Origin of the sequence: Sinorhizobium sp. 22678 (assembly GCF_052044265.1) — a bacterium.
GTDB lineage: Bacteria > Pseudomonadota > Alphaproteobacteria > Rhizobiales > Rhizobiaceae > Sinorhizobium > Sinorhizobium meliloti_A.
The window spans coordinates 105,796-120,377 of record NZ_JBQEMS010000014.1; the positions used below are offsets into that span (position 1 = coordinate 105,796).

Sequence of the window (14,582 nt, forward strand, 5' to 3'; positions counted from 1 at the left end):
GTTCGCATCAATGCTCGGGCGTTGCGTCCCGACCGGCAGGCTGCCCCGCTGCACTTTGCGGTTCTGCCGATTGGACCGGCCGCGTCCAGGCGCTTGGGCCCCGGATATAGGAAACGCTCGCGCCGTCGCCCGGGACCAGCCACTTTTCGCGGTCGAAATAGAGCTCGGCGATGCTCTTCGGCCGCGCGCGTGCGGCCTGATTGGCAAGGAAGTTGTAGCGGGGCGTGTCCCCCATCTCCCGCTTGAACTGGATACGACTGCCGAAGCGCTTGAGGTCGAATTCCTGGAGGCCCTGGATCTGGAGAGTGACGCTTGCGCCCCCCGCCCAACGGACCTCCCTCAAGAAGACGGATGCCGCCTTGGCAGCAGCGCTGGTGACGACCGGTGTGTCCCCGCTGTGCTCGATGTTAAGTTTTACGCGAAAGGAGGTGATCTCCTCCTCGCCACGGCCCTTGACCAGGATAAAGATGGACGAGCTCGGCTCCTGGCCCGGGCGGGCAAAGGGAACGAGCGACGAGCACTCCCAGCGGCCGCTCTCGGCGGATTTCCATTCGAGGTCGCGGAAGCCGGCTTCCCTCAGTCCCTCGCAAAGCGCCCGCGGGTCGCTGCGGATCTGACGGATGAATTGCTGTTCCGGCGTTGCAAGATCCGCGAAGATGTGGGCGGGCAGGAGTGCCTTTGGCGGTTCGGGCTTTTTACGTGGACCGCGGGCAGTCTCCGGCAACCGCTCCGCTTGCGGCGGCGTCATCGAGAAACCCAGTCCTGCGAGCAGCTGCTTCAGGTGGCGCTCTTCGTTGGCCAGGAGCACGGTCGCGGCGATGGCCGTAAAGACGAGCCCCACGGCGACGAGGAAGAAAGCGATGCCGGAACGGCTTTGCTGTTTCCTCTCCATCTTGCGCCGTCGCTCCGCCACGGGAAGATCACGGCATTCCACCGGACCGCTCCAAACCTTCAGTCGTGGCGCACCATAAGGGATCATGGCGCCGGCGTCCAAGAGGTGAAAGAGAGGTCTTCCTTCCTTCTATTCCACGCTTGTCCGCTGCGCTTCGGCGCGTGCCACCTTCCAGGTGGAATAGGCGAAGGCGAGCAGGAATATCGCCGTCATCAGAAGGACGATGGTGGGTGCCGGTGCGCTGTCGATGAAGAAGGAGAGATAGACGCCGCAGAAGGAGGCGGCGACGGCGACGATCACCGCGACCGCGAGCATGTGGCCGAACGTCCGCGTGACGAGATAGGCGATCGCGCCGGGGGCAATGAGCATGGCGATGGCCAGGATCAGCCCGACGGCCTTGAGGGCGCCGACGATCGTCAGCGACAGGATCGCCAGCAGTCCGTAGTGCAGCCAACCGACCCTCAGACCGATCGCGCGTGCCTGAGCCGGATCGAAGGCGTGGAGCAGCAGATCGCGCCACTTCAGGCCGAGAATGCCGGCGGCGAGAAGCGCGATGAGGCCCGTCTCCAGAATGTCGCCCCAGCCGATGCCGAGCATGTCGCCGAAGAGGATGTGATCGAGATGCACGTCGCTCTGGATCTTGGTGTAGAGCACAAGGCCAAGGCCGAACATCCCGGAAAAGACGACGCCCATCACCGTGTCCTGCTTGATGCGGCTGTTTTCCTTCAGATAGCCGGTCAAGAGTGCGCAGCACATGCCGGCCGTAAAGGCGCCGACGGCGAGCGGCAGGCCGACAATGTAGGAGACGACGACGCCGGGGAAGACCGCATGCGAGATCGCGTCGCCCATCAGCGACCAGCCCTTGAGGACCAGGAAACAGGAGAGCATCGCCGTCGGAATCGCGACCAGGACCGAGATCAGGAGCGCATTGCGCATGAACTCGAACTCGAAGACGGCAAGGAACATGTCGAGCGAAGGCATCATGCGGTCTCCAGAGCCTCGGATGCGCGGCGGCGTGCAGCGAGCAGCCCGTGTTTCGGGGCAAATACGAAGGCGAACAGAAAGATCGCAGTTTGCAGGACGATGATGATGCCCCCGGTTGCGCCGTCGAGGAAGTAGCTCGCATAGGCGCCGACGAAGCTCGTCAGGGCCCCGATCGCGACGCTGATCACGATCAGCCGCGGGAAACGGTCGGTCAGGAGATAGGCGGTTGCGCCGGGGGTGACGACCATGGCGATGACGAGGAAGGCGCCGACCGTCTGCAGCGCCGCCACGGTCGAGGCCGAAAGGAGCGTGAAGAAGAGCACCTTCAGGAAGGTGGTGTTGATGCCGATCGAGCGGGCGTGGCTTTCGTCGAAGAAAGTCACCATCAGGTCCTTCCACTTCGCGGACAGGATCAGCAGCGAGACGATGCCGATGATGGCGAGCTGCAAGGTGTCGGCCGGCGTGATGGCGAGGATATTGCCGAGCACGATCGTCTGGATGTTCACCGAGGTCGGCGACAGAGACACCATGAACAGGCCGAGGCCGAAGAAGGAGGTGAAGATCAGGCCGATAATCGTGTCCTCCTTCAGCCGCGTGCGCTGGTTGAGGAACAGCATGGCACCGGCGGCAAGCGCACCGGAAAAGAAGGCGCCCAGCGAGAAGGGAAGCCCGAGCATGTAGGCCCCGGCGACGCCCGGCACGATCGAGTGAGAGAGCGCATCGCCGATCAGCGACCAGCCCTTCAGCATGAGATAGGCCGAAAGGAACGCGCAGACCGCGCCCACGAGTGCGCTTACCCACATGGCATTCACCATGTAGCTATAGGCGAACGGCTCCATGAGCGTGGCGATCATTCGGAGTCCGCCTCGGAATCCGATTCCGGTTTGGCCGGCTGCGCAACCATGCGGTCGCGGGCGCCATACATGACGAGCGGACGCTCGTCGTCGCTGATGACCGAGAGCTGGCGTGGATCGGCATCATCATGGAGGTTCTCTCCGCCGAGCACGAAGTGACGCAGGACGCCCCCGAAGGCGAGCTCCAGGTTTTCGCGGGTGAAGGTGGTTTCCGTCGGACCGTAGGCGAGCACCGTATTTTTCAAAAGGATGGTGCGGTCGCAGAATTCCGGCACGCTTCCGAGATTATGGGTGGAGACGAGCATCACACGACCCTCTTCGCGAAGCGCGACGAGCAGGCGGATGATAGCGTCCTCCGTCTTCACGTCGACCCCGGTGAAGGGCTCGTCGAGCAGGATGACGCGGCCGTTCTGGGCAAGTGCCCGGGCCAGGAAGACCCGCTTCTTCTGGCCTCCGGAAAGCTCGCCGATCTGGCGCTTGCGGAACTCGCTCATGCCGACCCGTGCCAGCGCCGTCTCGACCGCCTCGTGATCGGCCTTTTTGGGGATGCGCAGCATGTTCATATGGCCGTAACGGCCCATCATCACCACGTCTTCGACCAGGACGGGAAAATTCCAGTCGACCTCTTCGGCCTGCGGGACATAGGCGACGAGGTTCTGTTTCAATGCCTGCGACACGGTGAGGCCCAGGATCGAGATGTCGCCCTTGGCCAGCCGGACGAAGCCCATAATCGCTTTGAACAGCGTCGACTTGCCGCTGCCGTTTACGCCGACGAGGGCCGCGATGGTGCCCGTCGGGATTTCGAAGGAGGCGTCGCGCAGCGCCCGGTGGCCGTTGCGGTAGGTCACCGTAGCACCGCTGACGCGAATGCCGCCATCCTCGTCTTGCGGAGCAGCTCCCGGATAGGCGCGGGCCTTTTCCTGAAGGTTCATTGCGACAAGCCTTTCGCGATCGTTTCCGATGTAACGCGCAGCAGATCGATATAGGTCGGAACGGGGCCGTCGGCCTCGCTCAAGGAGTCGACATAGAGCACGCCTCCGTATTTTGCACCCGTCTCCCGCGCGACCTGCTCAGCGGGGTCCGGCGAAATGGTGCTTTCGGAGAAGACGACGGGTATCCGATTCGCTCGAACCACGTCGATCACCTTGCGCACCTGCTGCGGCGTGCCTTGCTGGTCGGCATTGATCGGCCAAAGATAAAGCTCCTTCATGCCGAAATCGCGGGCGAGATAGCTGAAGGCGCCCTCGCTCGAAACGAGCCATCGCCTTTCCGCCGGGATCCTTTCGAGCTCGGCGCGGATGGGTGCGACCGCCGCCTCGATCTTCTTCTTGTAGGCCTCGGCATTGGCCTTGTAGACCTCGGCATTGGGGGGATCGTGTTGCACGAAGGCGTCGCGAATATTGTCGACATAGATCAGGGCGGCCGATGGCGACATCCAGGCATGCGGGTTGGGTTTGCCGGTATAGGGGCCCTCGGCGATGCCCATCGGCTCGATGCCTTCGGAGACGACGACGCCCGGAACGCCGTCGAAGTTCTGGAAGAACCTTTCGAACCAGAGCTCGAGGTTCAGCCCGTTCCAGAGAATGAGGTCGGCATCATGCGCCTTGAGGATATCGCGGGGCGTCGGCTGGTAATTGTGGATCTCGGCGCCCGGCTTGGTGATCGATTCGACCACGGCGGCGTCGCCCGCGACGTTCTGCGCCATATCGGCGATGACCGTGAAGGTGGTGACGGCCTTGAGCTTTTCCGCCGCCCGGGCCGCCGCCGGCAGGAGCGATAGAGCAGCCATCGCCGCTGCGGCCGCCACGATCATGCGCCTCGTTGGATGGATCATCCGGCTCTCCTCTTTGCGAACCATAATATGGGTAGGCGAATGGTCTGCATAAGTCAATGCAAATGAGAAGCATTTGCAACTAGCTATTTCCAAAAGGCGTCCCCTTGGCTAGTGTCGCGGGATGAGCCAGAGCAAGAATCGGATCGAGGAACTGGAAGGAATCCTGCGGGAAGGCGGCGTGCGTGTGACGCGCCAGCGCGCCGCGATCCTCAAGATCCTGGCCGAGGCCGCGGACCACCCGGATGCCAGCGAACTTCACCGCCGCGCGAAGGAAATCGACGCGACGGTGTCGCTCTCGACGGTATACCGCACGCTTTCGGCGCTGGAGCAGCAAGGGGTAGTGCAGCGGCATGCCTTCGAGAATGCGACTGCCCGCTTCGAGACGGCGGATGCGCCCCACCACGATCACCTGATCGATATCGAAACGGGTGCGGTGATCGAGTTTCGCTCCGACAAGATCGAGCAGTTGCAGGCGGAGATCGCTGCCGAGCTCGGCTACGACCTGGTGCGCCACCGGCTGGAGCTCTATTGCCGGAAGCGCAAGGACTGAGCGGAATTACCCTCCGACAGCGGCAATCTTGGGGCGCGTCGGCATGGTCATGGCGGCGACGCCGGCGATGACGCAGCCGAGGCCGAGCCATGCGGTGGTCGAAAGCGTTTCCCCGAGAAACACCACTCCGATCGCAACGCCGATCGGAACGCGTACATAGGCCTGTGCCGTCGCGCCGACGGAACCGAGCGTGTGGATCAGGCGGAAATAGATGACGAAGGCGAGCGCGGTCGAGAAGACGGACAGGCAGAGGAGCGCGATCAGCGATTCCGGCGAGGGATCGAGCGTCCAGGGCCGATCGACGACGAGGCTTGCCGGGATGAGCAGGGCCGCACCCGCGAGAAGCGATCCGCAAGCGGGCATCATCGGATCGAGGCCCCTGAAGCCCTTCCCGAAAATCGCCGCGCCGGCATAGCAAACCGTCGCGAGAACGACCGCAAGCTGCGGGATGAGCTGATTGCCGATGCCGCGGAAGGCCTCGAGACCGATGATCAGCGCGATTCCGGCGAGGCCCGCAAGGACGCCCAGGAACTTGCGGCCGGTAACGGGCTCGTGCCGGGTGATCAGGGCCGTCAGGAGAAAGGCGAAGATCGGCGTCGTGGAGTTGAGGATGGCCGCGACGCCGGCATCGATCGTACGCTCCGACCAGGCGATCAAGGTGAATGGGACGACGCTGTTGAGGCAGGCCTGGAACAGGAACCGCCGCCACATCGCCCCGTCCCGCGGCAATGTCAGGCCGCGCCATGCGATCAGCGCCAGAAGAACCATGCCGGCAAGCAGCGTTCGCGCGGCGATCAGCGTCACCGGGGGAATGGTTTCGACGCCGATCTTGATGAAGGTGTAGGAGGCGCCCCAGAGCGTTGCCAGGGCGACAAGCAGAAGCAGTTCGAGAGCGAGACGTGGCCTGTCCATGAATGCGGTCCTTGTGAATCGTTGTTCATCGGACCATTCCTAGCGTCCGGAGCCCCTGCGATGCTTCGGTGCCGATCGAAGTATGGCGCATACCCCGCGGGTCTTCGCCCGCGGGGTATGCGGTTCAATGGCCGTCTGCCAGCCGCGCGGCCTCGACGCATGCGGAACGCTCGATGCTGAGGCCGTTGAAGAAGGCATTGAGCACGACGGCCGAGGCCGCGGCCAGCACTATGCCGGACTCGATGATGGGATGGATCGCATGCGGCATCCACATCAGGAAGTTGGGTGCGATCATCGGAATGAGGCCGAAGCCGACGGAGACGGCGACCACGAACAGGTTGTTTCGCGAGGACTTGAAGTCGACCGTCGAGAGTATCCTGACGCCGGTTGCCGCCACCATGCCGAACATCACGAGCCCCGCTCCGCCGAGAACGAAGGTCGGAACCGCCTCGACCAGCGCGCCCATCTTCGGGACAACGCCCAGCAGGATCATGATGACGCCGCCCATCACGCAGACGTAGCGGCTCTTGACGCCGGTGACGCCGACGAGGCCGACATTCTGCGAAAAGCTCGTATAGGGAAATGTATTGAAGAGACCGCCGATGATGGTGCCGAGACCGTCCACCCGAAGTCCGGCGGTCAATTGCTGTTGCTTGACCTCGCGGTTCGTCATCTCGCCGAGTGCCAGGAACATGCCGGTCGATTCGATCATCACGACGATCATGACAAGCGACATGGTGGCGATCAGCACCGGATCGAAGATCGGCATGCCGAAGCGCAATGGGGTCACGACGGCGAACCAGCCGGCGCTCGCCACGCGATCGAAATGCATCATGCCGAGCATGGCTGCCGCGACGCATCCGATCACGATGCCGATCAGAACCGCGATGTTGCTGATGAGCCCCTTGCCGAAACGGGCCACTACGAGAATCGAGACCAGCACGAAGGCGGCAAGCGCCACATGGCCCGGTTCAGCATAGATCGGGTTCGGAACCGTGGCACCCAGGACCAGCCCGTCCGGCACGGCCGGATCGCCGGTTGCGGCGAGCTGCTTCAAATCGGCGAGCCATTGCGCGTGAGCCGGATCGACGAGTTTCGGCGCCGTCGGACCGAAGGGGTTGCCGAATATCCAGTTGACGCCGACGCGCATCAGGGTCACCCCGATGACGAGAATGATGGTGCCGGTGACGACGGGCGGGAAGAACTTCAGCAGGCGTCCCATGAGGGGCGCGATGAGGAGCGCGACGAGGCCGGCGCCGATGATCGCGCCGAAGATCGTCCGTGCTCCGTCGATCCCGGGTGTCATGGCGGCCATGGAGACCATCGGGCCGACGGCGGCAAAGGTGACGCCCATCATCACGGGAAGGCGGATGCCTATGCCCCTGGTCAGCCCGAGCGACTGAATGATGGTGACGATGCCGCAGACGAACAGGTCCGCCGAGATCAGGAAGGCGACGTCCTCCGGGCTCAGCTGCAGCGCCCGGCCGACGATCAGGGGCACTGCGACGGCGCCGCCATACATGACAAGAACATGCTGTATCCCGAGGGTCGCAAGCCTGCCGATCGGCAGGCGCTCGTCCACGGGATGTATGCTGGATGCGTCGTTCATGGTTCCTCCTCCATCGCCGCCACCGTCCGTTCCCGTCCTCCAACGGGGAGGGGAACTTTTCGCGCCGCAGGAGCATGCCGCAAGGGTGCAGGAAGTGAAAACACTTTCGGATTTTCGAGGGTAATCGGGCGCATCGCACGCGATCCGGACATGCCCCGGATCGCGTCCCGTCGGCTCAGCGGAACGGCTTGCCGGCCGTCAATGCGCTTCCGCGGCAAGCACGCGCACTTCCGTGCCGTTGGCGTCGTAGAGCTTGCCGTTGAGGAAATAGTCGCCGTCGTGCAGTCGCGCGATGTCCTGGTAGCGGAGCGTCCGCTCCGTCCCGGCGACGAACACCGATTGCTGGTCCGAGTTCCCGGCGGTCATATGGTTGAAGATCAGGTTGAGGCCGATCGCCATCAGCGCGGCGGAGCTGATGCCGGAATGGAAGATCGTCTCGACCCAGGCCGGGAAATGCTCGTAGAAGGTCGGCGAGGCGATCGGGATCATGCCGAAGCCGATCGAGGTCGCGACGATGACGAGGTTCATGTTGTTGGCGTAGTCCACCTTCGACAGAGTTCGGATGCCGCTCGCAGCGACCGTGCCGAAGAGCACGATGCCGGCGCCGCCGAGCACCGAACTCGGAACCGCCGCGACGATGCGGCCCATGACCGGCAGAAGACCGAGCGTGACGAGAAACAGGCCGCCGGTTGCAACGACATAGCGGCTCTTGACCCCGGTGACCGCCACCAGCCCGACATTCTGGGCAAAGGCGCTCTGGGTGAAGGAGCCGAAGATCGGTGCGAGCAGGCTCGACAGCATGTCGGCCCTGAGGCCGTCTCCGAGCCGGCGCGAATCCACCTTCGTTTCGATGATCTCGCCGACCGCCAGAATGTCCGCCGAAGTCTCGACCAGCGTCACCATGATGACGATGAACATCGAGGCGATCGCCGCGACTTCGAAGGTCGGATAGCCGAAGTGGAAGACCAGCGGAAGCGCGAAGAAAGGCCCTTCGGTTACCTGCGAGAAATCAGCCATGCCGGCGAAATAGGCTATCACCGTACCGATGATCAGAGCGAGCAGGATCGAGAGCCGCGAGATCGCGGCGCTTCCGAGCTTGCTGAGCAGGAGCACGATGACGAGCGTGACCGCTGCAAGCTGGATATTGGCGGGACTGCCGAAATCCGGGGCACTGCTGTTCCCGCCCATGGCCCAGCGCGCGGCCACCGGCATCAGCGTCAGTCCTATGGTGGTGATCACGATTCCGGTGACGAGCGGCGGAAAGAAGCGGGTGATCCGCGAAAATACAGGCGTTATCAGCAGGCCGATCAGCGAGGCGGCAATGACGGCGCCGAGCACCGACTGAAGCCCCCCATTGCCGGAAATGGCGATCATCGTCGCCACGCCGGAAAAGGAAACGCCCTGGACCAGCGGCAACTGGCTTCCGAAGAAGGGCAGGCCGATGGTTTGCAATATGGTGGCGAGGCCGCCGGCAAATAAGGAGGCCGTGATGAGCAGGCCGATGTCGCCGGGGCCGAGGCCTGCGGCCTGGCCCAGTATCAGGGGCACGGCGACGATGCCTCCATACATCGTCAGCACGTGTTGCAGGCCATAGGCCAGATTGGCGCCGATTCCGAGCTTCTCATCCTCCGGACGCGTTGGTGATAGGGTTTCCTCTGCACTGTTTGCCAAGGTAATCTCCTCCAATACCTTTGCATGTCATCCACTTCTTACGAAGAAGGTGGCGAATAATGTCAGCGACGATGAGGCGCTGCCTTACCGAAATAGGGGAAACAGTTTTCGCCTCGCGGGCGGTAATGCTGCGGTGATCGCAGCGGCGAGCGTGGGGTGGCCCCCTCGATTCGAAACGAAAAAACCGGGGCCGTTTCCAGCCCCGGTGCCGCATCTCCTTTTACGAACGCCGCCGACGGATCGGGCAGCGTCTGTCGATCAGTTCGTCTGCCAGCTCTTGACCAGCTCGTCGTAGTTGACGGTGGTCGGCTTTTCCTTCTCGTTCTCGATCTTGAGCTGCGGTGCGAGGTTGCCGGCCTTCACGGCTTCGGCGTTCCAGTATTCCAGATCGTGCTCTTCGGCGAGCTTCGGACCGATGTCGCCCTGGACGCCGGCACGTTCCAGGCGCTGCAGCACCTTTTCCTGCTCGGCGCAGAGCGAGTCCATGGCTTCCTGGGCGGTTTTCGCGCCGGAGGAAGCGTCGCCGATCGCCTGCCACCAGAGCTGTGCCAGCTTCGGATAGTCGGGCACGTTCGTTCCGGTCGGCGACCACTGCAGGCGGGCCGGTGAACGGTAGAACTCGATCAGGCCGCCGAGCTTCGGGGCGCGGTCGGTGAAGCTCTGATGGTCGAGCGTCGACTGGCGGATGAAGGTCAGGCCGACATGGCTCTTCTTCACGTCCACCGTCTTCGACGTCACGAACTGCGCGTAGAGCCAGGCGGCCTTGGCGCGATCGTCCGGCGTCGACTTCAGCAGCGTCCAGGACCCGGCGTCCTGGTAGCCGAGCTTCATGCCGTCCTTCCAGTAGACGCCGTGCGGGCTCGGGGCAAAACGCCACTTCGGTGTGCCGTCCTCGTTCACGACCGGCAGGCCTTCCTTCACGAAATCGGCGGTGAAGGCCGTATAGGTGAACATCTGCTGGGCGACCTCGCCCTGCGATGGTACCGGACCGGATTCCGAGAAGGTCATGCCCTGGGCAGCAGCCGGCGCATAGGCCTTCATCCAGTCGAGATATTTCTGGATAGCGTAGACCGAGGCCGGGCCGTTGGTGTCGCCGCCGCGCGCGACGCAGGATCCGACGGGCCGCGAGTTTTCGTCGACCTTGATGCCCCACTCGTCGACCGGCTTGCCGTTCGGGATGCCCTTGTCGCCGTTGCCGGCCATCGACAGCCAGGCATCGGTGAAGCGCCAGCCCAGCGACGGGTCCTTCTTGCCGTAGTCCATGTGGCCATAGACCTTCTTGCCGTCGATCTCGCGCCCGGTGAAGAACTCGGCGATGTCCTCATAGGCCGACCAGTTGACCGGAACGCCGAGTTCGTAGCCGTACTTGGCCTTGAAGTCCGCCTTGTTCTTCTCGTCGTTGAACCAGTCGTAGCGGAACCAATAGAGGTTTGCGAACTGCTGATCGGGAAGCTGGTAGAGCTTGCCGTCCGGCGCGGTCGTGAAGGATTTGCCGATGAAGTCGTCTATGTCGAGGTTGGGGTTGGTGACATCCTTGCCCTCGTTCGCCATGAAGTCGGTCAGGCTGCGGGCCTGCTGGTAGCGCCAGTGCGTGCCGATCAGGTCAGAGTCGTTGATATAGGCGTCATAGACGTTCTCGCCCGACTGCATCTGCGTCTGCAGTTTTTCGACCACGTCGCCTTCGCCGATCAGGTCATGGGTGATCTTGATGCCGGTGATCGCGGTAAAGGCCGGTGCGAGCACCTTCGATTCGTATTCATGCGTGGTGATCGTTTCGGAAACGACCTTGATCTCCATGCCGGCAAAAGGCTTTGCCGCATCGACGAACCATTGCATTTCCGCTTCCTGGGCGGCGCGGTCGAGCGAGGACATGTCGCCGACTTCCTTGTCCAGGAACTGCTTTGCCTCGTCCATCCCGGCAAATGCCGAGCCGGTAAATGCCAGCAGCATAGCCGCCGTCGTTGTCAAAAGGTGCCTTCGCATTAAATCCTCCCTTGGGTTTTGCGATTGCGTTCACTTGCAGTTTCAAAGGGCGCCCGCGGTGAGCGCCCTTCGTTTGGTTCCTCAGACGTAGCGGAAGACGCCGACCGCGTAGATCACCGACAGGGCGACCGCCCACCAGAGATTTGCGCCGACCAGCCCCAGCCAGGCGAGGTGAATGAATGCGCTTCCGAGCAGCGACACGAAGAGCCGGTCGCCGCGGGTCGTCTCGAAGCGCAGGATGCCGACGCGCGGGTTTCCGCCCGGCCGGGCATATTCCCAGACGGCCATCAGCGACAGGAGCGCGAAGATCGTCAGAAAGAACATGGCGGTAGGGAAAGACCAGGCCATCCAGCCGCCGGGGATCAGCGGGGCGAACCAGTCGGTCTTGCCGTCCTTGGCCGGCAGAACGGAAAAAAGCAGGCCGGCCGCGGTGAGATAGACGACGAGCACGGCGGCAAGCGCGACGGGCCAGCGGTTCTTGCGAGTGGCGATGGCTGCCATCAGACCCTCCCCAGGGCGAAGCCCTTGGCGATGTAGTTGCGAACGAAATAGATGACGAGCGCGCCGGGGATGATCGTCAGCACGCCGGCGGCGGCGAGCACGCCCCAGTCCAGACCGGAGGCGGAGACCGTGCGCGTCATCGTCGCGGCGATCGGCTTGGCGTCGGTCGTCGTCAGGGTGCGGGCGATCAGCAGTTCGACCCACGAGAACATGAAGCAGAAAAAGGCGGCCACGCCGATGCCGGACGCGATCAGAGGCACGAAGATCTTCACGAAGAAACGCGGGAAGGAGTAGCCGTCGATATAGGCGGTCTCGTCGATCTCCTTCGGCACGCCGGACATGAAGCCTTCCAGGATCCACACGGCGAGCGGCACGTTGAACAGGCAATGCGCGATCGCCACCGCGATGTGCGTGTCGATGAGACCGAAGGCGGAATAGAGCTGGAAGAAGGGCAGCGCGAAAACCGCCGGCGGCGCCATCCGGTTGGTGAGCAGCCAGAAGAACAGGTGCTTGTCGCCGAGGAAGCGGTAGCGCGAAAAGGCGTAGGCTGCCGGCAGCGCCACCGTCACCGAGATCAGCGTGTTCAGGACCACATAGGTGATCGAGTTGATGTAGCCGTTGTACCAGGAGGGATCGGTAAAGATCACCGCATAGTTCCGAAGCGTCGGATTCTGCGGCCACAGCGAGAAGGTGCTGAGGATCTCGCTCGTCTCCTTGAAGCTCATATTGACGAGCCAGTAGATCGGCAGGAGCAGGAAGACGATGTAGATCGTCGGCACCAGCCAGGAGAGGCGCTGCGAAAGTGGTTGCTTGTTGGTCATCATGATGTCTCCTCCCTCCTTCTCAGCCTTGCGCGTCGCTCGTGGTCATCACCGTGTAGAAGATCCACGACAGGAGCAGGATGATGAGGAAGTAGATGATCGAGAGGGCTGCGGCCGGGCCGAGGTCGAACTGGCCGATTGCCGTCTTGACGAGATCGATCGACAGGAAGGTCGTCGAATTGCCCGGACCGCCGCCGGTCACGACGAAAGGTTCGGTATAGATCATGAAGCTGTCCATGAAGCGCAGCAGGAAGGCGATCAGGAGCACGCGCTTCATCTTCGGAAGCTGGATGTAGCGGAAGACCGACCAGCGCGAGGCGCCGTCGATCTTGGCGGCCTGGTAGTAGGCGTCCGGGATCGAGACGAGGCCGGCATAGCAGAGCAGCACGACGAGGCTCGTCCAGTGCCAGACATCCATGACGATCAGCGTGACCCAGGCGTCGAGCGGATTCTGCACGTAATTATAGTTGATGCCGAGCGAGGCCAGCGTGCGCCCGAGCAGGCCGATGTCGACCCGGCCGAAGACCTGCCAGATGGTGCCGACGACGTTCCACGGAATGAGCAGCGGCAGCGCCATCAGAACGAGGCAGATCGGCACGCCGATGCCTCTCTTCGGCATGTTGAGCGCGATGACGATGCCGAGCGGGATCTCGATCGCGAGAATGATCGCCGAGAAGATCAGATTGCGGGTGAGCGCATCCCAGAAACGGTCGGATTCGAGCACGTCCAGGAACCAGTCGGTGCCGGCCCAGAAGAACTCGTTATTGCCGAAGGTGTCCTGTACCGAATAGTTGACGACGGTCATCAGCGGGATCACCGCCGAGAAGGCGACGAGCACCAGTACCGGCAGGACCATGAACCAGGCCTTGTTGTTCCAGGTCTTTTCCATGTCAGGCCTCCCCGCCGACGCGCCAGGAATCGGCGTAGATGTTGATTGCCTTCGGATCGAAGGTCACGCGCGGCTCGGCGGGGATCTCGCCGTCCTCGTCGACGATGATGGAGATCGGCCGGTCGGCGAAGCGGGCGCGTACGACCTTGTGGCGGCCGATATCCTCGACCTTCGTGACGGCGACCGGCATGCCTTCGCGGCCGAGGGAAATGAATTCCGGACGGATGCCGAGTTCGGTTCTAGCGCCCGGCTTGATCTGCGGCTGGAAATCGAGCGCGATCCTCTGGTCGCCGACGGCGGCCGTGTTGCCGGCGATCTCGGCCGGCAGGACGTTCATGCCCGGCGAGCCGATGAAGTAGCCGACGAAGGTGTGACGCGGCCGCTCGAAGAGCTCGGCCGGCGTGCCGATCTGGACGATCTGGCCGTCATACATGACGACGACCTTGTCGGCGAAGGTGAGCGCCTCGGTCTGGTCGTGCGTCACATAGACCATGGTGAAGCCGAACTGCTTGTGCAGCCGCTTGATCTGCGAGCGCAGGACCCATTTCATTTCCGGATCGATGACGGTCAGCGGCTCGTCGAAGAGGATGGCGCTGACGTCCGAGCGCACGAGGCCGCGGCCGAGCGAGATCTTCTGCTTCTGGTCGGCGGTCAGCCCGCGCGCAGTCTTCCTGGCCCAGCTGCCGAGTCCGGTCATCTCGAGGATTTCCTTGACGCGGCGGTCGACCTCCGTTTCGGGCACATGCCGGTTGCGCAGCGGAAAGGCGAGATTGTCGTAGACGGTCATCGTGTCGTAGATGACCGGGAACTGGAACACCTGGGCGATGTTGCGCTGCTGCGTCGTCAGATGCGTGACGTCGGTTCCGTCGAAGAGAATGCGCCCTTCGGAAGGGTTGATCAGCCCGGAAATGATGTTGAGCAGCGTGGTCTTGCCGCAGCCGGAGGGCCCGAGCAGAGCGTAGGCGCCACCGTCGTTCCACTCGTGATGCACTTCCTTCAGCGCGTAGTCCGCTTCCGATTTGGGCCTGGCGCCGTAGGCGTGGCGGATGTGTTCGAGATTGATGCGTGCCATGGTTTCCTCC

14 protein-coding genes are annotated in these 14,582 nt (G+C 63.1%); 1 reads left to right on the top strand and 13 read right to left on the bottom strand.

Annotated features, from left to right (window positions below; all coding sequences use genetic code 11):
• Window positions 1-7: 7 nt before the first annotated feature.
• From ACTJKL_RS20865 to ACTJKL_RS20885, 5 genes are all read right to left on the bottom strand, one after another.
• Complete coding sequence (locus ACTJKL_RS20865; RefSeq protein WP_440853692.1) at window positions 8-892, bottom strand: DUF6030 family protein; 885 nt, start codon at window positions 890-892, stop codon at window positions 8-10.
• A 129-nt stretch (window positions 893-1,021) separates the two neighbouring features.
• The gene (locus ACTJKL_RS20870) at window positions 1,022-1,876 is read right to left on the bottom strand and encodes a metal ABC transporter permease (RefSeq protein ID WP_440853693.1); all 855 of its coding nucleotides are present in this window, start codon (window positions 1,874-1,876) and stop codon (window positions 1,022-1,024) included.
• Window positions 1,873-2,730 (bottom strand): metal ABC transporter permease, encoded by an 858-nt coding sequence (locus tag ACTJKL_RS20875; protein ID WP_440853694.1) that lies wholly within the window; start codon window positions 2,728-2,730, stop codon window positions 1,873-1,875. Before ACTJKL_RS20875 ends, ACTJKL_RS20870 begins: the two co-directional genes overlap by 4 nt.
• On the bottom strand, window positions 2,727-3,662 hold the full coding sequence (locus ACTJKL_RS20880) for a manganese/iron ABC transporter ATP-binding protein (protein ID WP_100674620.1): 936 nt from the start codon (window positions 3,660-3,662) through the stop codon (window positions 2,727-2,729). The genes ACTJKL_RS20875 and ACTJKL_RS20880 overlap by 4 nt, the downstream gene beginning before the upstream one ends.
• Window positions 3,659-4,564, bottom strand: a complete 906-nt coding sequence (locus ACTJKL_RS20885; RefSeq protein ID WP_324762446.1) for a metal ABC transporter substrate-binding protein — start codon at window positions 4,562-4,564, stop codon at window positions 3,659-3,661. Before ACTJKL_RS20885 ends, ACTJKL_RS20880 begins: the two co-directional genes overlap by 4 nt.
• Before the next feature lie 121 nt (window positions 4,565-4,685).
• Here ACTJKL_RS20885 and ACTJKL_RS20890 point away from each other — a divergent pair, with 121 nt between their 5' ends.
• Window positions 4,686-5,114 carry a Fur family transcriptional regulator gene (locus ACTJKL_RS20890; RefSeq protein WP_018097266.1) on the top strand — a complete coding sequence of 143 codons (429 nt, stop codon included), beginning with the start codon at window positions 4,686-4,688 and terminating at the stop codon, window positions 5,112-5,114.
• A 6-nt stretch (window positions 5,115-5,120) separates the two neighbouring features.
• On the opposite strand, the gene ACTJKL_RS20895 is transcribed toward ACTJKL_RS20890, so the two are convergent.
• The 8 genes from ACTJKL_RS20895 to ACTJKL_RS20930 form a co-directional block, all read right to left on the bottom strand.
• Window positions 5,121-6,026 (bottom strand): DMT family transporter, encoded by a 906-nt coding sequence (locus tag ACTJKL_RS20895; protein ID WP_411922181.1) that lies wholly within the window; start codon window positions 6,024-6,026, stop codon window positions 5,121-5,123.
• A gap of 124 nt (window positions 6,027-6,150) precedes the next feature.
• On the bottom strand, window positions 6,151-7,635 hold the full coding sequence (locus ACTJKL_RS20900) for a nucleobase:cation symporter-2 family protein (protein WP_440853695.1): 1,485 nt from the start codon (window positions 7,633-7,635) through the stop codon (window positions 6,151-6,153).
• Between the two features lie 198 nt (window positions 7,636-7,833).
• On the bottom strand, window positions 7,834-9,306 hold the full coding sequence (locus tag ACTJKL_RS20905) for a nucleobase:cation symporter-2 family protein (protein WP_018097263.1): 1,473 nt from the start codon (window positions 9,304-9,306) through the stop codon (window positions 7,834-7,836).
• A 258-nt stretch (window positions 9,307-9,564) separates the two neighbouring features.
• The gene (locus ACTJKL_RS20910) at window positions 9,565-11,289 is read right to left on the bottom strand and encodes an ABC transporter substrate-binding protein (RefSeq protein WP_018097262.1); all 1,725 of its coding nucleotides are present in this window, start codon (window positions 11,287-11,289) and stop codon (window positions 9,565-9,567) included.
• A gap of 81 nt (window positions 11,290-11,370) precedes the next feature.
• Entirely contained in the window at window positions 11,371-11,790 is a 420-nt protein-coding gene (locus ACTJKL_RS20915; protein WP_100674614.1) for a DUF2160 domain-containing protein, read from the bottom strand.
• A complete protein-coding gene (locus tag ACTJKL_RS20920) occupies window positions 11,790-12,614 on the bottom strand; it encodes a carbohydrate ABC transporter permease (RefSeq protein ID WP_010970356.1) in 825 nt (274 codons plus the stop codon). Before ACTJKL_RS20920 ends, ACTJKL_RS20915 begins: the two co-directional genes overlap by 1 nt.
• A gap of 19 nt (window positions 12,615-12,633) precedes the next feature.
• Window positions 12,634-13,500, bottom strand: coding sequence for a carbohydrate ABC transporter permease (locus ACTJKL_RS20925; protein WP_003530331.1), 867 nt, complete (start codon window positions 13,498-13,500; stop codon window positions 12,634-12,636).
• A gap of 1 nt (window position 13,501) precedes the next feature.
• Complete coding sequence (locus ACTJKL_RS20930) at window positions 13,502-14,572, bottom strand: ABC transporter ATP-binding protein (RefSeq protein ID WP_018097260.1); 1,071 nt, start codon at window positions 14,570-14,572, stop codon at window positions 13,502-13,504.
• Window positions 14,573-14,582: the final 10 nt, after the last annotated feature.